Origin of the sequence: Haliscomenobacter sp. (assembly GCF_965225875.1) — a bacterium.
Classification (GTDB): domain Bacteria; phylum Bacteroidota; class Bacteroidia; order Chitinophagales; family Saprospiraceae; genus Haliscomenobacter.
In genome coordinates this window covers 3399685-3423260 of the sequence record NZ_CBDDBS010000002.1, presented here as the reverse complement: position 1 = coordinate 3423260, position 23576 = coordinate 3399685, and the positions used below count along the sequence as shown (strand labels likewise).

Annotated in this window: 16 protein-coding genes; 6 read left to right on the top strand and 10 right to left on the bottom strand. The window is 48.7% G+C overall.

The window, feature by feature from the left end; translation table 11 throughout:
* Positions 1-24 precede the first annotated feature (24 nt).
* Together metF and ACO08K_RS16345 are read left to right on the top strand one after the other, a co-directional pair.
* Entirely contained in the window at positions 25-981 is a 957-nt protein-coding gene (gene metF, locus ACO08K_RS16350) for a methylenetetrahydrofolate reductase [NAD(P)H] (RefSeq protein ID WP_421797480.1), read from the top strand.
* 294 nt (positions 982-1275) lie between these two features.
* A complete protein-coding gene (locus ACO08K_RS16345; RefSeq protein WP_421797479.1) occupies positions 1276-3798 on the top strand; it encodes a M14 family metallopeptidase in 2523 nt (840 codons plus the stop codon).
* 111 nt (positions 3799-3909) lie between these two features.
* On the opposite strand, the gene ACO08K_RS16340 is transcribed toward ACO08K_RS16345, so the two are convergent.
* From ACO08K_RS16340 to ACO08K_RS16330, 3 genes are all read right to left on the bottom strand, one after another.
* On the bottom strand, positions 3910-5514 hold the full coding sequence (locus tag ACO08K_RS16340) for a DUF1501 domain-containing protein (RefSeq protein WP_421797478.1): 1605 nt from the start codon (positions 5512-5514) through the stop codon (positions 3910-3912).
* Between the two features lie 32 nt (positions 5515-5546).
* On the bottom strand, positions 5547-6998 hold the full coding sequence (locus ACO08K_RS16335) for a DUF1800 domain-containing protein (protein WP_421797477.1): 1452 nt from the start codon (positions 6996-6998) through the stop codon (positions 5547-5549).
* Positions 6999-7192: 194 nt separating this feature from the next.
* Positions 7193-10345 carry a ligand-binding sensor domain-containing protein gene (locus ACO08K_RS16330; RefSeq protein WP_421797476.1) on the bottom strand — a complete coding sequence of 1051 codons (3153 nt, stop codon included), beginning with the start codon at positions 10343-10345 and terminating at the stop codon, positions 7193-7195.
* A gap of 195 nt (positions 10346-10540) precedes the next feature.
* Between ACO08K_RS16330 and ACO08K_RS16325 the strand changes: the two genes are divergently transcribed.
* Genes ACO08K_RS16325 through ACO08K_RS16315 form a run of 3 tightly spaced genes read left to right on the top strand, consistent with a single transcriptional unit; the run spans position 10541 to position 13333 of the window.
* Positions 10541-11758 (top strand): Pycsar system effector family protein, encoded by a 1218-nt coding sequence (locus ACO08K_RS16325; RefSeq protein WP_421797475.1) that lies wholly within the window; start codon positions 10541-10543, stop codon positions 11756-11758.
* Positions 11759-11770: 12 nt separating this feature from the next.
* Positions 11771-13048 carry an amidohydrolase family protein gene (locus ACO08K_RS16320; protein WP_421797474.1) on the top strand — a complete coding sequence of 426 codons (1278 nt, stop codon included), beginning with the start codon at positions 11771-11773 and terminating at the stop codon, positions 13046-13048.
* Between the two features lie 6 nt (positions 13049-13054).
* Positions 13055-13333: a hypothetical protein gene (locus ACO08K_RS16315; protein WP_421797473.1), complete on the top strand. Its 279-nt coding sequence runs from the start codon at positions 13055-13057 to the stop codon at positions 13331-13333.
* Positions 13334-13339: 6 nt separating this feature from the next.
* Here ACO08K_RS16315 and ACO08K_RS16310 read toward each other — a convergent pair whose 3' ends face one another.
* From ACO08K_RS16310 to ACO08K_RS16295, 4 genes are all read right to left on the bottom strand, one after another.
* A complete protein-coding gene (locus ACO08K_RS16310; RefSeq protein ID WP_421797472.1) occupies positions 13340-14989 on the bottom strand; it encodes a T9SS type A sorting domain-containing protein in 1650 nt (549 codons plus the stop codon).
* 74 nt (positions 14990-15063) lie between these two features.
* On the bottom strand, positions 15064-16872 hold the full coding sequence (gene uvrC / locus ACO08K_RS16305; protein ID WP_421797471.1) for an excinuclease ABC subunit UvrC: 1809 nt from the start codon (positions 16870-16872) through the stop codon (positions 15064-15066).
* Positions 16872-18254 (bottom strand): N-acetylmuramoyl-L-alanine amidase, encoded by a 1383-nt coding sequence (locus ACO08K_RS16300; protein WP_421797470.1) that lies wholly within the window; start codon positions 18252-18254, stop codon positions 16872-16874. Before ACO08K_RS16300 ends, uvrC begins: the two co-directional genes overlap by 1 nt.
* A gap of 36 nt (positions 18255-18290) precedes the next feature.
* On the bottom strand, positions 18291-19367 hold the full coding sequence (locus ACO08K_RS16295; RefSeq protein WP_421797469.1) for a potassium channel family protein: 1077 nt from the start codon (positions 19365-19367) through the stop codon (positions 18291-18293).
* 129 nt (positions 19368-19496) lie between these two features.
* Here ACO08K_RS16295 and ACO08K_RS16290 point away from each other — a divergent pair, with 129 nt between their 5' ends.
* Positions 19497-20591 (top strand): amidohydrolase family protein, encoded by a 1095-nt coding sequence (locus tag ACO08K_RS16290; RefSeq protein ID WP_421797468.1) that lies wholly within the window; start codon positions 19497-19499, stop codon positions 20589-20591.
* 68 nt (positions 20592-20659) lie between these two features.
* Here ACO08K_RS16290 and ACO08K_RS16285 read toward each other — a convergent pair whose 3' ends face one another.
* From ACO08K_RS16285 to ACO08K_RS16275, 3 genes are all read right to left on the bottom strand, one after another.
* Positions 20660-21553 carry an energy transducer TonB gene (locus ACO08K_RS16285; protein WP_421797467.1) on the bottom strand — a complete coding sequence of 298 codons (894 nt, stop codon included), beginning with the start codon at positions 21551-21553 and terminating at the stop codon, positions 20660-20662.
* Between the two features lie 263 nt (positions 21554-21816).
* Positions 21817-22857, bottom strand: coding sequence for an acyltransferase family protein (locus ACO08K_RS16280; RefSeq protein ID WP_421797466.1), 1041 nt, complete (start codon positions 22855-22857; stop codon positions 21817-21819).
* The gene (locus ACO08K_RS16275) at positions 22857-23516 is read right to left on the bottom strand and encodes a peptidylprolyl isomerase (protein WP_421797465.1); all 660 of its coding nucleotides are present in this window, start codon (positions 23514-23516) and stop codon (positions 22857-22859) included. Before ACO08K_RS16275 ends, ACO08K_RS16280 begins: the two co-directional genes overlap by 1 nt.
* Positions 23517-23576 lie beyond the last annotated feature (60 nt).

Below are 23576 nucleotides of genomic sequence, written 5' to 3'. Positions count from 1 at the left end.
GCATCACCGACACTTGTACCACCGATGAAAGTCACCGAGTACTTCGAAAAAGCGCAGGGGCAAACCCTCATCTCTTTTGAAATTCTTCCTCCCCTCAAGGGCGGTAGCATGCAGGACATCTTTAAAGGCTTGGATCCCCTCATGGAATTCAAACCGCCTTTCATTGACGTGACCTACCACCGCGAAGAATACGTTTACAAGCAGAATCCGGCAGGTTTTTATGAAAAAGTTGCCATCCGCAAACGCCCTGGTACCGTAGGGATTTGTGCGGCGATCATGAACCGCTATGGTGTAGACGCCGTGCCCCACCTGCTATGTGGGGGCTTCACCCGCGAGCAAACCGAAGACGCGCTCATTGACCTCAATTTCCTCAATGTGCAAAACGTGCTGGCCTTGCGCGGAGATGCGCGACAGTTCGATACCAAGTTTGAACCCGAGCCAGGCGGCCACGAATACGCACTGGAGCTGGTCAAACAAATCGACGACATGAACCACGGCAAGTACCTCGATACCAACATCGAAAATGGGCAGCGCACCAATTTTTGCATTGGCATAGCGGGCTACCCTGAAAAACATTTTGAGGCACCCAATATCGAATCCGAATTGGCCTGGATCAAAGCCAAGGTAGACGCCGGAGCGAATTACATCGTCACCCAGATGTTTTTTGACAACAAGCACTACTTTGATTACGTGGCCAGTTGCCGGGCGGCGGGCATCAATATCCCCATCGTTCCGGGGTTAAAGCCCATTACCAAGCAGTATCAGTTGAGTTCCATCCCCCGACATTTTTTCATCGACTTGCCGGAGGCACTGGTGAAAGAGTTCTCCAAAGCAGAAACACCTGAGGCTCGCCGTCAGGTAGGCGTGGAATGGTGTTCGGCACAGTCCAAAGAATTGAAAGCTGCTGGAGTGCCTTGTTTGCACTACTATACCATGGGCGATGCACCAACCATTCGGAAGATTGTAGAAAGTGTGTACTAGGTTCAAAAAGCAAAATAGAAGTCATTTCTAATATTTAGCCACGAAGACACTAAGAAACAAAGCGAAAAATGCTTTGCTTAGTGTCTTTGTAACTATTTAGCAGCCGCCTGCGGCGGATTTTTTTTACCACAAAGGCACAAAGACACAAAGACATTAAGCTCTAAAATGTTGTGTCTTTGTGTCTTTGTGCCTTTGTGGTAAAAAATTGAATATAAAATCCACCGCAGGTGGATGGGTGCTAAATAGTTACGTGTCTTCTTTATTTGTGGCATAACCAATAAATCCAACATTCGTATGAGACCACTTCTCCTCCTCCTGTGTTTTTTCAGCCTTCTCCAGGTTTCACAGGCCCAGTTACAATCTCCCGATCAGTTTTTGCCCCACAAATGGGGTGAACATTTTACCCCCCACGAAATGCAGGTTAGCTACTACCAGCACGTAGCGGCCAATAGCAAAAACATCATCCTGCAACCCTACGGCTATACCAATCAAAAACGCCCCTTGCAATTGGCGTTTATTTCTACTGAAGCCAATTTGGCCAAACTGGAAGCCATTCGCCAAAACAACTTGCGCCGAGCGGGCTTGCTGGAAGGCAACACCGATCCAAGTTTGGACAACCTTAGCATCATCTGGTTGAGCTACTCGGTACATGGCAATGAAGCTGCTGGCGCCGAAAGCTGCCTGAAAGTGGTCTACGAATTGGTCAATCCCCAAAACCGTACCACCAAGGATTGGCTCAACAATACCCTCATCATCATCGATCCCTGTATCAACCCGGACGGCAACTCGCGTTATACCCACTGGTACCGCAATGTAGTGGGCACCTCCCCCAATGTTAGCCCCAATGCCCGTGAGCACCAGGAGCCCTGGCCGGGTGGCCGGGTCAACCACTACAATTTTGACCTCAACCGCGACTGGGCCTGGCAAACGCAAATAGAAACCCGCCAGCGCCTCCTCAAGTACAACGAATGGATGCCCCAGGTGCACGTCGACGTACACGAGCAAGGCCCCAATAACCCTTATTATTTTGCGCCCGCAGCCCAGCCATACCACCGTTACATCACCCAGTGGCAGCGCGATTTTCAGGTACAAATTGGTAAAAACAACGCCAAGTACTTTGATCAGGAAGGCTGGTTGTATTTTACCAAAGAAGTATTTGACCTGCTGTACCCCAGCTACGGCGATACTTATCCGATGTACAATGGCGCCATCGGCATGACTTACGAGCAAGGCGGCATTGGTGCGGGTTTGGCGGTAACGCTGCGCAATGGCGACACCCTCACGCTGAAAGACCGGGTGATGCACCACTACACCGCTTCTCTGGCTACGATTGAAACGGCTTCAAAAAATACCACCCAGTTGAATAAAAACTTTGCGGACTTCTTCCAGCGGGCTCGCACTAACCCTCCCGGGCAGTACAAAAGTTTCGTGATCAAAGGAACCAATGCCAAAGAGCGGATCAAAACCTTCTGCGAATTGCTCGACCGCAACCAGGTCAAATACGGCAAGGCGGGCAAAACCAGCAGCTTGAGTGCCTACGATTACCAAACTGGCAAAACGGTCACCTTGAAGGTAGAACCCAATGATTTGGTGGTTAGTGCCTACCAAACCCGGGGCACCCTGGCCCAAATTCTGCTGGAACCAGCTGCCGAATTGGTCGACTCCCTGACCTACGACATCACTGCATGGGCGCTGCCCTATGCCCACGGTCTGGAAGCCTACGCCAGCACCCAACGCTTGGACCCGGATGGCAACTACCCATTTACAACGAACAGCATTCCTGCCAACGCCAAACCTTATGCCTACCTGGCCTCCTGGCAAAGCAGCACCAATGTCAAGTTTTTAGCAGCGATTTTGAAAAAAGGGGTGAAGGTGCGTTACGCCCAGGAGCCTTTTAGTGTGGAAGGTAAAAGTTATGGCCGGGGCACTTTGGTGATTTCCGAAGGGGACAACCGCAAAATGTCGCCCGCCTACCGCCAGATTGTAGAGGCCACAGCGCGCCAATTCAACCAAGAGCTGAGCACCGTGAGTACGGGTTTTGCCGACAGTGGCAGCGACTTTGGTTCCAGCAATTACACCTTCATTCAGCGCCCTGAAGTGGCCATCCTGAGCGGAGATCAAACCTCCAACAACGAATTTGGACAGGTCTGGTATTACTTCGATCAGGAGTTGCAATACCCACATACTGTACTGGACGCCAACCGCCTGGATCGCCTGGATTTGAGCGCCTACAATACCCTCATTATGCCTGAAGGCCGTTACCGTTTGACGGATGCGGTTTTGGAAAAAATCAATACCTGGGTCAGCGCTGGGGGCCGTTTGATTGCCATTGGAGATGCCCTGGCCAGTTTGCAAGAGCGTAAAGGTTTTGCCCTGACCCGCTTTGCGAATGAGGATGACAAGAAAAAAGCCGACCGGGCTGCCGACGATGCTGCCCTCGCCGCACGTTTGCTGGACCACGCTGGTGAAGAGCGCCGTGCCCAAAGCAGTAATATTCCGGGAGCGATTTTTAAGGTAAAAATTGACAATACCCACCCATTGGGCTTTGGCTTAGCCGATACTTATTTTTCCCTCAAAACGAATGACCTCGCTTACCAACCACTCAAGGGTGCAGCCAACGTGGGTACCATTGGCGGCCAGTTGATGGTTTCGGGTTTTGCGGGTGCAAAAGCGAAGGAAAAGCAAAAAAATACCGTTGTTTTTGCGCAGGAGCAAAAGGGTGCGGGTGCCGTGGTGTACCTGGTGGATAATCCGCTGTTCCGGGCTTTCTGGGAGAATGGAAAGCTGGTGATGGGGAACGCGGTGTTCATGCGGTAAAAAGCGACCTCCCTCTTTGGTGCCTCTTAGGTGCCTGAAGTTTCTTAGGTGGTGAAGAATGTTTTTTTACCACCTAAGAAACCTCAGGCACTTAAGATACACCTCAGGGATCTAGTGCAAGAACACCTTCTCCGTTCCTACCCAATTACCCGCCGCCAATTGCACAATATAAATCCCCGGCAAGATATTGTCTTTCAACCTCAGTGCACTTTGCTGCAGGCCCGCCATCCGCAAGCCCAGGTTTTGCTCCTGCAACACCTGTCCGGTCACACCCACAATCCGCAACTGCACATTGCTACTCTCTGGCAGTTCATATTGCAAGCGCAATTCCCGAGGCGCAGTACTGACTTTAAGGGCGAGCCGACGCGTCTGGACGCTGGTTGTTCCAGTACTGACCGAACATTGAAGCCCCAGCCCAGGCAGTCGATTGAATTTTCGGCCCATCACATTGTCTACTTCTGTCCCATCGATGCACAACCAGCTTTCCAGTACGGTGGCATAAATCTGCCGAAAATCGGTAGAGAATTTCAGGTTGCCGTCGCGATCGAGGTCTTTCAGATTGGGATTTTGCCCCACAAAACCATTGCCGTTCAAACCTGGGCCAAACAATAGCAAAGGTGAAGCCGCGCCGTGGTCGGTGCCCTGTGAAGCATTCTGCTCGGGGCGGCGACCAAATTCCGAAATGGTCATCGATAACACTTTGTCGGCCCAGCCCCCAGCTTGTAAGTCCTGATAAAAAAGGCTGACTGATTGAGCTATGTTTTCCAGCAAAGCGGGGTGGTTTTGGTTTTGATCGGCGTGATTGTCAAAACCATCGAGGGTGACCATGTACAAACGGGTACCCAAGCCCCCCTTGATCAAACGAGCTACCAGTGCCAGTTGTGCCCCCAGATTAGCGGGGTATTGCACGGTATTTTTTCCCGTTTTATAAGCCGCTTCAATGCCTTGAGCGTACGTGAAAGTCGCATTGGTAAGGGTGCGCAGGTAAGTCAATTGCTCACCGTAATAACATTCGGGCACATCAGTGGGATCGTACAGGCGACCACTTTGGGCAATTTTGGCCAATTCTTCCGGGTCGTTCACCACCACTGCCATGTTGTCATTTTTGGTGTTGGTGAAGGCCAGGTTACCAGCACCACCGATTTGAATGGCCGGCGGCATTTTGGGCGGCTTGGTCAGATAATCGGGGTTGACATCCTCCAGCCAACGCCCCAGCCACCCGCTGGTTTCCACGACCTGGGAGTCACTCGACGTAGCCCAAATATCAGAAGAGCGAAAATGGGAAAGGTTTTGCTCTGGATACCCTACACTGTGCACCACTTTCATATCCCCATCTTTCCACATTTTTTCCAGTGCACCCATGCGGCTTTGAATACCGAAGGAAGCATTGAGGTTGATGATCTGGTTGTTGGGAATGGCAATTCCGGGCCGCAGGGTTTTATAGGTGCCGTAATCAAAAACAGGAATGATCATGTTAAGACCGTCATTTCCCCCTTTGAGGCGGATGAGCACCAAAATCCGATCACCTTCCATCGAGCTGATCAGGGAAGCCAATTTGGAACTTGCCAGGGCCGTGACCGGGTTGCCGCCCAGCAATATAGAGCCAGCACCACTCAGTCCCAACATACGCAGGAAAGTGCGGCGATTCCAGGCTTCGTGAGAAAGGGCATGCGCCTGCGGATCGTTCAGCGAAGTGCCTTTTTTATGATTGAGCATGTGAATTCGTTTTGAAGAGCATTAACAAACGCTTAGGTCAATTGAAACTCCGGCAATCTCGAAATGTGTTGGATCAACAAGGCGACTTGAGCTGGCACGTATTCCCAATCCAGGTTCCATGACCCGCTTGCGTAATAGGTCTCAGGTACTTCCCATTTGAAGGTTTTGATGGCCGAGTCATAATCCGCATCACGGTACAAGCCTCTGGGTAGCCAAAAATCAACAATGGCCTTCGCGGTGAGTACCGGGTCATCGTGTTTGGGGCTGAGGGCTTTGGCCAACTTGCGGTAAGTTTCTGGTTCGGAATTGTACAAACCGTACAGGCCCAAATCCATGGAGGCCCAGCGCCCGGTCAAGGTTGCACTGGTTACCCAACTTCGGTTGCCTGGCCAGCCCGCCACATCTACGGGTTGGAATATTTGTTGGCCCAACTCACCGGCCAGATACACCACACCAAGGGTTGTGTCCTGAGCCTCAAAAGCGAAGCCCCCTTGCCGGAAAAAGCTGACCATCATCTCGATAGGGCTTTTGATGATGGTGCCAATGACCTCATCATCAAAAAAATGTTCACTTTTGAGCAATTGGCGGAAGACTGGGGCTATTTGAAAGTTGTTGTCGCGGAAGGTTTTAGCCAGGCCTTCCACAATGCTCTCATCGGCCTCGGGATGCACAAAATGACGGTAAATTTTGCGGCAGATATAAGTTGAGATTTGTACGGCCCGTTCCTGAAAGAGCAAGTCGTGCAGGGTATCGTAATTAAAGGCGGCTGTTTTGCCAAAAATGGTTTTGTTACCAGGATCAAAGCCGAGGTTGGTAAATCCAATCGGGGCACAAATGAAAGTAAAACCATTCCAACCGGTTAGGGCTCGGGCCGTTTCCACGATGTCCTGTTGGGTGTAGCCATTGTCGCGCCCTAGCGTGAACAATTCGTACAACTCCCGGGCGTAGTTTTCATTGGGTGAAAAACGGTTGTTTTGCACCCCGTTCAAATAAATCAACATCGCGGGTGTGGTTCCAATGGCTTTGACGAAGGCTTTAAAGTCGCCCAGGCAAAATTGCTGCAAAATTTTGTGATAGGCGTACAAATAAGAGGGGCACACGTAAGTTTCTCCTTGAGTTACAAAGTGGTTGTGCCAAAAAAGCGCCAGTTTTTCCCGGAACCCATTTTTGTACATGTCGCGCATCCAACGGGTAGTCCACTCAATGTACTGCGGGCCAACTTGTTGATCGAAGTTTTGGTAGTCGCTGTATTGCATGTTGGCCCATGCAGGAGCAGGAGGTAGGGCGAGATTGAGCGCGCTGCTGACCAGCTCATCAACCAACTCGGCGGGTTTTCGCTTGAGGGCTGCTTCAATTTCAGAAGGCTGGGCGCCGAATCCCATCCTGCGGAACAGGTGTTGCACCCGACGGCGATCCCAGGGCTTGGCTGTGCGGGGAGCATAAATACTCAGTGTTCCCACCGCACAATTGACAAGGGTATTCATAGGCAATAGGTTGGTATTGAATCGATTGATTTAGAAACGGTAAAGGTTCTATTTGTATTTTACGATTAAAGCCATTGTTCTATTAAAAAAGAGACGAAATGCGGCAGGGAAAAAGTTACCAAAATTTTGTTAAATTATAAAATTCCTTTGCTCGGGCACCTTAAGGCTTCAGGGGGATACCACGGTCGGTGTACTTATTTTTTCCGCATGGTTACAAAATACATATCAATCGTATCCTTATCCCGATCGGTAAACTGGCCGTGGTGTTCCCCACTGAACTCACCATTCAATAATCGGTATGAGGTTTCCGATACATTGACTTTCCCGGCTGCCCCTTCCGACTCCATCCGGGATGCAATATTGACGGTATCGCCCCAAATGTCGTAAGCGAATTTTTTGGTACCCACCACCCCGGCCACTACCGGCCCGGTATGGATGCCGATTCTTGCTTCAAAGGCAGGTAGGTTTTGTTCGCGGCGCTTGATGGCCGTTTCATTCAAAAACTGCTGAATGTCCAGGGCAGCCTTGACTACCCGGCTCACACTCTCCCGCGGACTGCTGTCCATACCTTCCTCCATACACATGTAGGCATCACCGATTGTTTTGATTTTTTCTAAGCCATATTGGTCAATGATGGCATCAAAAGCCCGGAAACAATGGTCAATTTCTTCAACCAGCTGCTCGGGCTCCATTTGCTCCGCAATGCTGGAAAAACCTTTAAAATCGGTAAACATAACCGTTACATTGTCGTAGCGGCGGGCGCTGGCTTTGCCTTTGGTTTTGAGTTCTTCGGCGGTTTCAGCGGGTAAAATATTAAGCAGGAGTTGATCCGATTTGAGTTTCTCATCCTCCAATTCGCTGGTGCGCATGCGGACAAGGCGCTCCAGGGCCTTCTCCCGTTTGCGAATGGTGTAAATGCGATAGCGCATAAAGGCATAAAGTCCTCCAAAAAACAATACAATACAGGTAATGATAAAAGTCCAGGACTTGTAAAAAGCCTGCTCGATGATCATTTCGATCTCCATTTCACTGGCCTTGTTCAGGCTGCCTGCGGTAATGGCTTTGACCTTAAACACATATTTCCCAGCGGGGATATTGCTGTACATCACCATGTGTTCATTGTCGAAGGGAGTCCAGTTGCGCTGGTAGTTTTCCAGCATATAGGCAAAGCGGTTTTGGTTGGGTTCACGGTAGTTGGCCACTGCAAAACTCAGGGTGAAATAACGATCGCGACTCCTCAAAAAGACCGAACGTTGTTTGTTGATCCCAGCTGTTCGGGTGAAAATGGTGTCCCGTTCGCCACTGTAATGGGTGAATTTGGTAAAAAGCATTGGTGCTTCGTACGCTTTACTTTCCTTACGCCAAAACTGTGGCCCGGGAAAAAAGGCATTGACCCCGTCCAGGCCCCCAAAATAAAGGCGGCCATTGCTGGTTCTTAAGGCCGCAATCCGGTTGAATTCGTTATTGGACAAACCATCTTGTTCCATAAAAGACAAAAACTGCTCGCGTTTGATGCTCAAGCGGTTCAGACCAAGGTAAGTGCTGATCCACAGGCAGGAATCTCCTTCTGGCAAAATGGCGGTTACGATGTCGTTGGACAAGCCAGAGCGTCGATTGTAATTGGTGCTCTGGGCAGTTTTGAAATTGATTTTTTGCAAACCTTGGTCGGTCCCAATCCACAATATCCCACGCCGATCTTCGTAGATGCAATTGATCCGACGAGGATATACTTCTACCGGGCTGCCTTTGCCCGTATAAAAATGTTTGCGCTTTCCGGTTTTGAGGTTCAGTTGATACAAGCCCTGGTCTGTCGTTCCAACCCATAGGATATCTGGATTGCGCCCGGGATGCAAAAAACTGATTTCACCCAAGCGTTCTGACCAAGGCCCTTGTTTAGTACGGTAACTTTGTAGCTTTTGTTTTTTGGGGTCGTATTGGTAGAGTTTGGCACCATAGCCGAACCAAATCATGCCCCGGCCTGTAACGGCTACCACCCCTCCTATTTCTCGATCGGCATCGGGAAATAGTTTGCTTTGTTGCAGGGTTTTGGGATTGATTTTCCAACCGTTACCCGTGTATAGATGCCCCTGGTGGTACACCAAGCCAAAAGGCAAATTCGAAAAATTGTGGTAAGGGAAAAGTGGTTTCAGCGCATTGGAACGCGGATCCAGAACATGAATGGAGTTGTAGTAGGACAAATAAACCCGGCCTTCCTCATCTTCTGCCATACCCCGGACGCTGCATTGCAAGTCCCGGCAGTCTTCATTCCCGCCACTCAAATACTGGGTAAATAACTTTTCTGATTCCACAATTTTGATGACCCCATAATCACTGGCCACCCAGATCACTCCCGATTGATCCCGGAAAACCTGGCGGTAATTGGGCATGGATTTGAGCAAAAAGCGCACCCGCTCATCGTAGTTTTCCAGCACATTGCTTTGGGTAATGAAGTGCCAGAGTTTGCCCTGGCCAGCCAACCAAATGTTGCCTAGCGGGTCAATGAGCATGGAATTGTACAAACCACCTTCTGGAATGTATTGGTTGATGGGATGCAATTCCAGCGCAGCCTGTGGGTTGCTTAGGGTATACACTTTACCGGTTGCGGTCAGAATCCAGAGGCGCCCACCCGTGGCGTGCAGGTGTACCGCACGGTTGCTCTCAATTGCGGGGCCGGGCAGGGTGATGACTTTTTCTTTATTGCCCGTTTGGGGCGATAGCAGCCACAATTCATTGTTTTGTGCTCCCACAAAAATATAGCCATTGAACTGAATAATGGGGCGACGGGGAGATTTGCCTTTCAAGTCAGACACCTTGTGCAATTTGCCGTATTCATCCAGTCGTTGTAGCGATACTTGGCCCGTTTTATCTTCGAGGGCGGCCATCCACAGCGCGCCTTGGGTATCGTGAAAGAGGTTGTGGGGGGTAAGCGAGGAATTGCTGGCCGAATTTACCTTGTCTTGGGTATGTTGGTGCAGGTGGTGGGTCTGAATTTGATGAAATTCGGTGTAAAAGGCGCTTACGTGGTTCTGCCCGGCCAGCCAAAGTTCGTTACTCCGGCCTATGGTCATGTCGGAAATGGCATCCAGGGGGAGGGAACGTTTGCTGTCTTTGCGGCTACTGTAACGCTCGAATTCGTAACCGTCGAAACGGTTGAGGCCATCCATGGTGGCCACCCAGATGAAGCCGCTGTTGTCCTGCGCAATTTTGAACACATCGCGGTGGCTAAGGCCGTCTTCGAGGTTGTATACTTTGAATTGGTATTGGGCGGATTGGGCGATGAGAGAACCAATTGTTCCACCGCAACAAATCATCCATCCCCACCATACAAATCGTATACAATTTCTCATCATCAAAATAACTCAATAGCTGCCAAGCTAAGGATTTTTTCTAGTAACGAAGTTTTGGGCATAAGCTTTTTATCAATATGTCTAAAAAGGACTAAAAAGTTTACATCAGGAGGAATAATTTAAACAACAAGCCAAAACCCTATGCTTTCTTTTTTCCCAAAAATATTCTACTTTGGTCGGAGGAAGCGCTATAATATGGAAACCACTCAATCTCCGCCACAAAACCTGATTTCAGCCGCCGAAAAATACGTCAAGCAGTATTTTCGCGATCACATCGACGAAAAATACTTCTACCATAATTTTCAACATACCTGCGATGTGATCGAAGCAGCACAACGTTTGGGAGCCGGTTATGCCTTATCCAGCAATGATACCGAAGTTTTGATTATCGCAGCCTGGTTTCACGATACTGGTTACGATCAAGGGGCTGCTGGTCATGAATCAAGAGGCCAAACCAATGCCCGGCGCTTTTTGGAGCCACTTGGTTACCCTGAACAAAACATCCAGAGGGTAGAACACCTGATCGAAGCCACCCAAATCAAGTTTCAGCCGCGCAACTTGTTGGAAGAAATCATCCGGGATTCGGATTATAGTCATCTGGGCTCCGAATTGTATTGGGACCGTTGTAGCCGGGTGCGGCAGGAGCTACTCATGACCCGGCAAAGCTTCATGAATGAAGAGGAATGGGTCCAAAATGAACTGGATTTCATCACCAGTCACCATTATCATACCGAACTAGCGCGCCAGTATTACGACAACGGCAAGTTCAAAAACATCAAGCAGCTCAAAAAATACCAGCAGCGCATCGTGCCATCTGAGGAAAGTGAGGAGGAGCGTAAATGGAAAAAACAAAAGAAAAAAACCGAAAAGGAGCTAAAAGAGCTCAACCTGGGACGGGGTGTTGAAACGATGTACCGTAACACCTACCGCACACACTTGAACCTGAGCGCTATTGCCGACAATAAGGCGAACATCATGCTCAGTATCAATGCCATCATCATGTCGATTGCCATTTCGAGTTTGATTCCCAACTTTAATAGCCATCCGGAATTGATTCTGCCTACCTTTTTATTGTTGGCGGTTTGTTTGAGTGCTTTGGTTTTTGCCATTTTATCCACCCGGCCAAAAATTACCAAGGGCGAATTTACCCGCGAGGATATTGCCAAAAAACAAACCAACCTCCTCTTTTTTGGCAACTTTTACAACATGAAGCTCGAAGATTTTGACTGGGGCATGAAAGAAATGATCCAGGATCGCGATTTTTTATACAGCTCGATGACCCGCGATATCTATTTTTTAGGCAAGGTACTCGCCCAGAAATACCGCTTTCTTCGCATTTGTTACAGCATCTTCATGTTTGGGTTGATCCTGGTGGTTATCGCCTTTGGGCTGGTGTTGTGGCTCAATCATTAGTCTTTGTGATCTATGAAATGGAAAATTCAGCTTCTTGTTTTGGTTAGTAATCTGACATGGTGTTTTTTACTCTCTGGGCAAAACAGTCCTCCTCTTTTGATCATTCCCGACCGGGTATTTGATGGCCAGGTGGTGCACGAATCCTGGGTAGTTTTGATTGAAAAAGATAAGATCAGTGCAGCAGGCCCAATTGCTTCTATCAAGGTTCCTGCCAATGTTCGACGTTTAGAACTACCAGGGACTACCCTTTTGCCGGGCCTCATCGAAGGCCATTCTCACCTTTTGTTGCATCCCTACAATGAAACTTCCTGGAACGATCAGGTATTGGTAGAGTCGGAAGCGGAGCGGGTAGTCAGGGCAACAGTGCATGCGCGCAAAACCCTCGAGGCAGGTTTCACCACCGTACGCGACCTGGGCTCTGAAGGGGCAGGATACGCTGATGTGGGATTGAAACAAGCCATTGAAAAAGGCGTCATCCCCGGCCCACGAATGTTGGTAGCCGGGCCGGCCATTGTTGCTACCGGGAGTTATGGCCCCAAAGGATTTGCGCCCCACGTGGATGTGCCACTGGGTGCAGAAGAGGCCGATGGGCACGATAACCTGATCAAAGTTGTGCGTGAACAAATGGGCAAAGGCGCCGACGTAGTCAAAGTGTACGCAGATTACCGTTGGGGTGTACGCGGTGAAGCCCGCGCTACCTTTTCGCTTGAAGAGTTACAACTGATGGTCAAAACCGCGGCTAGTAGTGGTCGTGGAGTGGTTGCCCACGCGGGTACCGAGGAAGGCATGCGCCGCGCTGCGCTGGCAGGAGTGGTCAGCATCGAACACGGCGATGCCGGAACACCCGAAGTTTTTAAACTAATGGCCGAAAAAGGCGTTGCATTATGCCCTACTTTAGCGGCTGGAGATGCCATTTTGCAGTATCGGGGCTGGCGCAAAGGCGTTGACGCGGAGCCGGAGCGCATCGTACAAAAACGCAAAAGCTTCAAACAAGCCCTGGATGCCGGAGTAACCATTTTAGCGGGCGGTGACGTGGGCGTATTCACCCACGGCGACAATGCCCGGGAGCTGGAAATGATGGTGGACTATGGCATGAAGCCCCTGGAGGTGTTAAAATCAGCCACTTCCATCAATGCCAAAGTGTTTGGTCTGTCGGCTGAATTAGGGGCCATCCGCCCCGGTTTATTGGCCGATCTGTTGATTGTAGAAGGCCGCCCCGATCAACAGATCAGCGATTTGCGCAAAATCCGACTGGTGATGAAAGGAGGAGTAATCGTCGTTGAAAAATAAACACAAATGAAAAATAGCAACTTGTGGATCAAGCGCTTGTTGTACACTGCCGCTATTCTGGCTTCTGTTTCCATGGCGGTGCGCATGGCCGGAGCTAATCCACATTTTTCAGCCTCGTCCAAAGAGGCTTTTTTACTGGTCAATCTTTCCTGGGGTTTTGGCCTCAGCATTGTCATTGTGTACGTGCTGAGTACTTTTGCACTTAAGCGGCCACTGGCGGCGATTGCATTGCTGGGTTGCTTGATGATGTTGGTCCTGGGGGGATTTTTGTATTGGGTGGGGTAGTTCAGGTTACTTCACCACCTTGACTTGCCCATAATGCTTTTCTCCCAAGATCAGGACCTGATAAGTACCTCTGGAAAAATTTGTTGTTGGGATACTCACTTGATTGGCCCCTGTGCCAAGCGTTTGTTTACCATTCCACACTTTTCTACCCAACATATCCCAAATCTGAATCTGTACTTCATCTACCTCAAGGGCACTCAACTCTAGTTCCAGTCGAGATTGAAAAGGGTTGGGGTATGCAATTACTTTGAGGTTGGCCTGGATTTCCTGGCTACTTACCAGTGGGCTGGCCAAAGTGACATCTAAACTGGCCAGGCCGTTGGTGGCCACAAAAAATGAATTTCCCAGATATGTTGAGAAGCCTTCCCTGGCTGGGATGGGCACTTTGGAGTCTGCTCTTTGGGTCATGAAGTGGTAGTAGGCCAATTCGTCAGCAGTCATCAAGCTATCCGTAATAAACAAAGTGGCTACCTTGAATTTTTTCTGACTTACTGAACTATTGGGTGCCCGATTGCCATATTTGCTGACAAAATCATCGATGGAATACAAATAAAAAGCCGAACTGGCATAAAAGCCGTCGGTGGGATATTTGCTCTGGTCTTTGAACACAATGGCTGGGTTTTTTATCTCGGTTTTGGGAATCAAACCCAGATAGTACAACTCCCACTCATTGAATTTAGGCGAAGCTGTAGAGATGATACTGCTTTGATTGTAGCCACCCGTAGCAGGAGTCAAGGTTTTGGAAAAACTACCACCGGCTCCATTGCGCCCTCCAATTGAAATACCCATGACTCCCGCTCCAACGCTGGAAAAGGGCCAGTGCGGGATACCATCGGCGAAAGGGCTGTCATCAGCAAAATTGATCCACTGATGACCGAATTCGTGAACAAAACCATTGGTCACTGGGTCGTAAAAACCTGCTAATGGAAATGCGTTGAAACCTTTGAGTTGACCACGGCTGCCAAAATTGGAAGAATTGTCGAAGCGACTGGTTCCAATACCTTGCACTGTGGTTTTGACGGTGGAATGGAAACGATTGCCGATGTATCCCGGAATGTGCACAAAATTGATGAAATCAAAACGATCGTCGTAGTGCTGGTAGAATTTTTTAGCAACCGTATTGTATTCAACCGTTTTATCATTTTGGGCTACTATATTGACCAGTACATCGGTTGCCTGCACGGTAGCTTCTTTGCGTTGCACGGTTACATTCGCCATTTCAGCAGTACGTACGGGTACAAACAGGTTGTACTGGCTGGTTTTGGTACTGCCTTCATATATTTCCACAAAACCTAAAAAAGGCCTGAATGCATCACTGACTTGCAATTTTGTCACTACCTGTTGAATGGGATAACGCAAGGTAAAGATGTTGTCGCCGGATTTTTTGTCTCCATCGCGGCCACTGTCATTAAAGTCGCTGATGACTCCCCCTACATTTAAAGCCAGACGAGTAGTAGGCCCAGACATATAAACTTCAAGCAAAAATGTTCCAGTGGCGTCGTAACGAATAACCGATGGAGTCAGTTTTAGTCGATCTATGGTGACCGCCAGATTTTCAATTGCGCAGTCGTCAAAATCCTGAATGCACTGGTAGTGCAAGGATTGGGAAAAGAGCATGCTACTGTAAAACAGGAATAAGATACTTAGTCTTTGCATAACCTGAAGTCTTGGGTATTTTATGGTAATAGCGCTGTAAAATAAGGACTTAAAAAATAATACCTGCAAAAAAACTACTCCCCCTCCTTATCAAAATACGCCTTCACCACCTTCGCCTTCGCCATACCCAATACCTCAATCAATTCCGAAGCCAGGGCTTCCCGCACTTTTCTCACCGACCCAAAATGTGTCAATAGTTTTTGTGCGGTCTTTTCCCCAATGCCGGGAATGTTGTTTAATTCCGTATCGATGAAATTTTTGGAGCGCTGATCCCGATGAAAGGTAATGGCAAAACGGTGTGCCTCATTGCGGGCCTGTTGGATCAGTTTGAGTGATTCTGATTTTTTGTTGATGTAAAGTGGCACCGAATCTCCGGGGAAAAAGATTTCTTCCAGGCGCTTGGCGATGCCCACAATGGTCATTCTTCCAGCCAGGCCCAATTCATTGATGCTTTCCATGGCCGCACTGAGTTGTCCTTTACCCCCATCAATGAGTACCAATTGGGGTAAGGGTTGGTTTTCGTCCAAAAGTCTACGATAGCGGCGATAAACCACTTCTTTCATGGTGTCAAAATCGTTGGGACCGATCACGGTTTTGACCTTAAAATGGCGGTAATCCTGTTTGGACGGTTTGGCATTTTTGAACACCACGCAGGAAGAAACCGGATTCGTACCCTGAATGTTCGAGTTGTCAAAACACTCGATGTGCATGGGCAAGTCGTTCATTTGCAGGTCAGCCTTCAGGGTGCGCAGGATACGTTCGGCGGGCGTTTGGCGCTTGGTTTTGCTGGCTTCGTCGCGTTTTTTCTGGGCGCGGTAGTACTGTACGTTTTTGAGGGAAAGCTCCAGAAGTTTGCGTTTTTCGCCAATTTTGGGCACCGTTACCAGCAGGTTTTTATCGGTTACCGCTACGTCAAAAGGCAAGATCAGTTCCGGCGCGATGCTGTTGAAACGCTCGCGGATCAGCGGGATGGCGTAGGCCAACAAATCTGCCTCCTCCTCTTCCATATTTACGACCAACTCCTGCATATGGGTATGAATGATCACCCCATTGACCACCCGCAGGTAATTGACATAAGCCTCTTTTTCGTCGCTGGCAATCGAAAACACATCCACATCCCGGATGCTGGAACTCACCACGGTGCTTTTTGCCTGATAGTCCTCAAAAGCGGTCAATTTCTCCTTGATGGCCTGGGCTTTTTCAAACTCCATTCGCTCAGCGTATTGGTGCATCAAACCCTTGAAGTGTTGAATCACTGCACCAAAATTCCCTTTGAGAATGTTCTTTATTTGTTCAATTTTGGCATTGTAGCTAGCCTCATCCTCGTGGCCTTCGCAGGGGCCCTGGCAGTTTTTGATGTGGTATTCCAGGCATACCTTGAACTTGCCAGCGGCAATGTTTTCGGGGGCTAAATTGAGTTGACAGGTACGCAAGGGAAAGAGCTGCCGCAGCAAGTCCCAAATGATTTGCACCCGCCCCTTGTTGGTGTAAGGTCCAAAATAAGTAGAGCCATCCCGGATGACCCGACGGGTGAAAAACACCCTGGGGAAATGTTCTTTTTTGATACAAATGTAAGTGTAGGATTTATCGTCCTTGAGCATCACGTTGTACCTCGGCTGGTGCTCTTTGATAAAGGCACTTTCGAGCAGGAGTGCGTCGGTTTCGGTTTCAACGATGGTGAATTCGATGCGGCTGGCATTTTTGACCATCAAGCGGGTGCGAAAGAGCCGATCTTTCCGTTCGCCAAAATAACTCGATAAGCGGTTTTTCAGGTTTTTGGCCTTGCCGACGTACAAAATGGTGTCCTCATCGTTGATGAAACGATAAACCCCGGGATCTTTGGGGACGGTATCGGAGATTTTTTTGAAGTCTTCAGTCGTCATTATTGCAATACAATTTGCCGGGCGCTGCTCCGGTTTTGTGCATCAAGCATTCTTACAACATAGGCACCCCGAGGCAGGTTCCCACAATTGACCTGCAAAGTGTTGGCATCAAATTGTATGCCACCCATCCTTTGCCCCATCAGGTTGTACAGCTCCAGTTGGGTGATGCGCAGGCCATTGCTGACTTGCAGGCGGAAGCTTTGCTGAGCCGGATTGGGGATGATGTCGATGCGGTAATCTTCCGTTGTTGGGTCATCAATACCCACTGTAAAGTTACAAGCCTGGATGTTGCTGACCACTTTGCTGCGCACATTCGCCAACTTGTTGTAAACATTGGTACCAGGGCATTCGGTTGCACAACCGTCGCGGTGGCCACAGACGTGGTTTAGATCCAGCGTACTCCGGGCATGGATGGATTTGGCCAAAGGGTCAATATTCGAGTTACAACTTTTCCAGGCCAATACTGCGGCCAGGGTGTTCAGCATAGCATCAGTCGGTTGTACTTCCTGAAAGTTACCGAGTAGGCACACCCCCATGGTACCAGTATTGGTGCTGCAAAAATGGGCGCCAACGACATTGTTCCCACCACCGCGACCTTCGTATAAGACGCCATTGGGATCAATAAGGTAATTGTACGCTACATCACAATACAGGCGGGTATTGACGTGGAAATCCCAAATACTCAACACCACTTGTGCCCAGTTGCTGGAGGTATTTACCCCCGCTGAATGATGCACGACCAGGTGGGTAACTGTGGCATAACCCGGTGACGGGCAGGCGCCTGGTGCACCCCAGGTATTCCGAGATACCATTGAGGGTAGAGGGCAGGGGCAGGAGCGCAATTCGGGTAGCACAGGTCCGAGTTGGGTCGGTTTTGCATTCAATGAAGCTGAACCGGAATTTTGGGGCAATACCGGATTGAACAAGTTGATTTGGATGCCTGCTGGTAAGGCTTGGCCCGCAGGTTGTAGCACCCGGATTTGAATGCTTTTTACCCGAGCGTCTACTTGTTTCATTTCGGTAGCTTCCACACTGGATTCTTCTTCTCCGTGCCGATCCACGGGTAAGGCTTTCCAATCACTCCATTTGCTGCGTTTTTTTTCGCGGTATTCGAAGTTCAAATTGGTGCTGCTACTGAGCGTTTTTGGCCAATTGAGTGCCAGAGTGAAGAAGTTTTCTACGGGATCGGCGAATTTAATCTTGAGGGGTTTGAGGGTAGAAATGGTTTGAGCGCTGCGTAGCGAGGATTCCGCCGCTACAGTATTTTGAATCTGCTCGGAGGTAATGGTGATTTTTTTGCGGTTGGGGCTGGTTTCTTGTGCAGTACTCCAAAACGGGATTACACAAGCAAGTAATAGGGAAAGGAGAACGGTTTTTTTCATGGTTAGGCATATTAAAGGCACGAGAAAACTCCAAAGTTAAAACTCCCGCAAGTATTCTTTCAATTTATTCAACTGCCGTTTGTCGCCCAAAACGATAAAGCTGGTGTTGGGCAAAAGGGTGGCATCGGCAGAAGGATTAATGTGGTAATACCCGGTGGCATCCCTAAAGCCAATGACATTGGCCCCGGTACTTGGCCGGATTTTCAACTCACTCAGCGTAAGGCCCCGACACTTGGCTGGTGCATTTTCATAGGACAATTCTTCAAACCCAATATCCGAACTGTGCTCCGTGGTGATGAAGGAAAAAAACTCTACCGCGCCCGGTTTGGACACCAGCGTAGCCATGTAAAAGCCCCCAATTTGTTCGGGCATCACCACGTGGTTGGCGCCAGCCAGCATGAGTTTTTTTTGCGACTTAGGGTCTTTGGCGCGACTGATGATGTCAAGCTGCGGATTGAGTTGTCGGGCCGTCAGTACGATGAACACATTGTCGGAATCTTCGGGCAAGGCAGCAATGAGGGACCGCGCGCGGGTGATCCCCGCTGCAACCAGGGCCTCATCATGCGTAGCATCGTCTTCGACATACAAGATATTTTGCTCGGCGCCCTGGATAGCAGCAATCCGATCCGGGTTGATATCGATGATGACAAAGGGGATTTTTTGTTGCAAAAAATGCTGGGTAATCTCCTTTCCGTATTTGCCAAAACCACAAACAATCACGTGGTTCGACAATTGCTCAATGGCGTTTTTGACTTGATTCAAATGCATGGTTTTAAAAATTTCTCCCTGAATGACATAGTAGGAAATGACCGATAAAATGTAGGCAAATACCCCAATGTTGAATAAAATGTAGACGGAAACGAAAATTTTCCCAGTGTCATCCAATTTTTTTACCTCGGTAAAGCCAACCGTAGAGATGGTAATAACTGTTTGGTATAGGGCGTCGATGAATTCAAACTGCTCCAGCCACATAAACCCGGTAATCCCGACCAGCAAATCGATAAAAAAAATGGCGATGGCGAGGTTGAAATCAAGAATAGTACCTGGAATCGGATTCAGCCTCCAGGGGATCCATTTGTTGGTATTGCCAGCTACACGGTTCAAAAACGCCATGGATTCGTTTGGGTTAATACTCCAGTAATGTAAAAAAATGGCAGAACATTAGAGTTAAAAAATTCTGGATTATTTTGTAGTCTTGAACAAACTCTAATCATTCATTCACACCTGAGTAATACGACATCAATGAAGCATTTGTTTTACCTGTGTTTTTTTATGGCCTTCCTGCCACTGGCAGCATCGGCCCAGACCCAAACCATGGATTTCGAAAAATACGATCCACCCTCATCCCTGGTTGTACCGGAGCACAAAATCACCCGCTCCAAATTTCCGTTCCTGGACGTGCATAGCCACCATTGGAACATGGCCACCCAAGACCTAACTATTCTGGTCCGCGAAATGGATTCGCTCAATATGGGCATTTGTATGAACCTGAGTGGGCGGGGTGGTGCAGCCCTGAAAGCCATCACCGACAACGTCAAAAAGTACAACCTGGAACACCGGATTGCTGTTTTTACCAACTTGAGTTTTAAAGGCATCGACGAGCCAGATTGGACCAGCAATGCTGTCAAACAAATTGAATTTGACGTTAAAAATGGCGCGAAAGGTTTAAAAATTTTTAAAAGTTTGGGCCTGTCTGAAAAAGACAGCAAGGGCAATTACATCCACATCGACGATCCACGGATCGACCCGGTTTGGGCCAAGTGCGGCGAATTGGGCATCCCTGTGCTCATCCATACTGCTGACCCCAAACAATTCTGGGAGCCACTGGATGAGAACAACGAACGTTGGTTGGAGCTCAAACTCAATCCCGGCCGCAAACGTGGCGACGACAATCCCGCCCCCTTTGATACCCTCATCAAACAGCAGCACCACATTTTTAAAAAACACCCCAAAACCACTTTCATCAACGCACACTTCGGCTGGTACGCCAACGACCTGACCAAACTTGGGCAGTTGCTCGACATGTACCCGAATATGTACGTGGAGTGTGGCGCAATCATCGCAGAATTGGGCCGCCAGCCCCGGGCTTCAGCGGCGTTTTTTGAAAAATACCAGAATCGGATTTTGTTTGGAAAAGATGCTTATCACCCTGAAGAGTATCCCACCTATTTCCGGGTGCTGGAAACGGCGGACGAGTATTTTCCCTACCACAAGCGTTACCACGCTTTTTGGCGGATGTATGGTATGGCTCTGCCGGATAAAATTTTGAAGAAGGTGTATTATGAAAATGCACTGCGGATTATTCCGGGCTTACAGCGGAAGGCGTTTGAAAAGTAAAATAGAGGTTCCTAGTTCCATGGTTCAAAGACTGGCTTTGAACCTGGAACTTTGGAACCCCGGAGCTTTCACTCCAACACGAATCTAATTGGTAAATTCATTTGTACTTTTACTGGCACACCACGCTGTGCACCAGCCAACCAGGGGGGCATTGAGCGAACCACTCGTAGTGCTTCTTCCCCACAGCCACCTCCAATGTCTTTCAAAATAAAAGGATTGGTTATCTCTCCTTTTTCATTGATGACAAATTGAATGACTACGGTTCCTTTTACACCATTTTCTTTGGCAATGTCTGGATAACGTAGTTCTTTGGCCAAAAATTCACCCAGGTTTCCACGAAACGCGGGCATTTGTTCAACAAAGGTGAAGATTGGTTTTTCTTTTGGCTTTTTTTCTTCCTCCAATACCACTGGTGGCGGGGTGCTTTCTACGGGCTCATCAGGGAGGTAATCTGGTGCATCAGGGTCTCCCTCAGTAGTCACCGTTCCTGGGTTTTTATTCTCCATGTCTTTTTGGGTCGGTGGTTCGTATTCTTCGATAACCTCTTCATCGATGGTCACCTTGGGCACCACAAAAGCAATCGTTGGTCGGGCAGGTGGTGGTGGTGGTGCCACTGGCGGTGGCGGTGGGGTTTCCTCTTTTGCTGGTGGTGGTGGCGGCGCCATATCGGGTACCTTATACTCCAGCATCAAAATCATTTTTTCTTGCAGTGCCTGGGCCAGCAAAGAACCACCATAGAGCAATCCAATCAAGCTGATCGACAACAAACCGCCCCACATCATGTTGCGTGAGTATTGTTGGCGAAGAGCGTACGCGCCGTACTCCTGGTTGCGGTAACGAAACACTTCGCGCAGCCAGGACAGTTGAAACAAGGGACTAGCGCCGGGAAGAGTGCTTATTGCGAGATTAGATTGCACATTTCCCCCTTCCTGAGTCCCTTGCATTGGGTCAGTTGCATTCATACGAGTCATCATTTTTTTGGTTTTTACAAAATCCTCTCAGGATTGCTTCGGGGCGCCGCCGAAGCAATTACCTGAGTGGCTAATTGGCTTTGTTGTGGAAAAAGATGATGTAATAAAAACTACTTGGTAGATGCAGGTGGAGGGAAAAATGGTGGGTGGGAGGGGAAAAAAGTGAAAAGTGAAATGTACTTCGTTCGTAAATCCAAACTTTAAACTCAGAAAAATCAATCCAAGCAGTTGAAAACAGCTGGTGTACCTGCTTTTCACTTTTCACTTTTCACTTTCCTCTCCCCGTAGTGTACCAACTTAGACCAACGCATGGCAGGTCGCTCGATAAGTTGATAAAAACCATAAGCCAACAGGAGGGTGAAACAAAAAAGGAAAACGACAAAGACCAAACGTGGGCCATCTCCCTCAATGTAGCGGGCCGCCAGGGGGATTAATTTTTTGCCAAGTGGCAAATGGATCAAGTACAAGGAGTAAGAAATCATACCCAACCAGCGCAAGCCACGTACCTTCAAATCTGGCCAAAAAGCAATCAGCAACCAGGGTGCAAACCCGGCCACCAAATACTGTATACTGAACTTGTAGTCGATCACCCAAAAAACGATGGCAGAAAAAAGGTAAAACTCCCAGGGTTTCAGCTGGCCATCAAAACGCCGAAACAGCGCAAAACCCAGGATGAAGAACATACTGTAATCGAAAAAAAAGGCCGGTTGATTGGTAAATATGGTAACAGTAAGGAGTGCCCCTGCCGTAAGCCAGAAATACAAACTGCGCTTGTGGAAGAGCAAGGGATATAAAAGTGCAACCAGGATGTAATATTGAAACTCCACCCCCAAAGTCCAATACACCCCATTCAGCCATTGATAAGGGGGGAAAAACGGGATCAAATACCCAAAATGTAAAAGTACACGCGGCCAGGACACACTGAAAGATGGTACCAACCACAAAGTAGCCAAGGCATTTAAACCCAATACAAACAAAATACTCAACCAAAAAGGAGGGTCAATCCGGGCCCAACGTTTCAGCATAAACAGTGGGAAATCGCGCCAACGGTAGTTGCTCCGCGCCATGGAATAGGGAATGATGAAACCCGAAATGACAAAGAAAATTTCTACCCCCAACCAGCCCTTGCCCGCAATGGCTTTGATCCAGTTGGCTTCGGAAATGAAGTTGTTGTTGCCATTGGTAAAATGATACAAACAAACCACCGCAGAAGCGAGGCCGCGCAGTAATTCAATGCTGGCAATGTTGGCGTTTTGACGCAGGGTTGCTTGGACAGTTATAGCGTTTTGAGGCATTATTTCAATTCCAGCGAAAAACGAATCTTTATTTCAGGTTCATCCTCGCCACGGGTGCGCACTTCGGACAACTTTTCCACGATGTCCATACCTTTGGTTACTTCACCGAATACAGTGTATTTTCCATCCAGGTTGGGAGCACCACCGATGGTTTCAAAAATTTTGAGCTGCTCGGGGTTGTACTTTTCGGCCAATTCTTCGAGGTCTTCATTCAAAAAACGCCGACCCCGTACAATGTAAAACTCAGTGGCAGAAGAGTTGTTATTGGGGTTGCCCTCGTCGAAATGCGCCATGGCCAAGGCCCCGTATTTGTGCAGGCGTTCAGGACTGATTTCGTTGGGAACCAGGTATTGGTATTTGCCTTCGGTTTCGCTGCCACCTTGCACCATAAAACTACCAATGATGCGGTAAAAATGGCTTTTTTTGTAGTGCCCAGCCTTGATCATGCGTACAAAATTGGCGCGATGCAAGGGCGTTTCGGTATACAAGCGCAGGTGAATATCACCCTGGTTGGTGTGGATAACGGCTTCAGTTTCGGGATTGGTTTTACCATATTCCGTCAATACCTGAGCAACCTGATCCTGGGGGATTTCCAGATTTTCGGTTTTGCAAGACCAAAAACAACAGCTGATGCAAGCAAAGATCAATAGTACTCTCATGGATGCTACCAAATTTGGCTACAAAGTAACGCAGAAAAATTAACTTCCCGATTTGGGTTT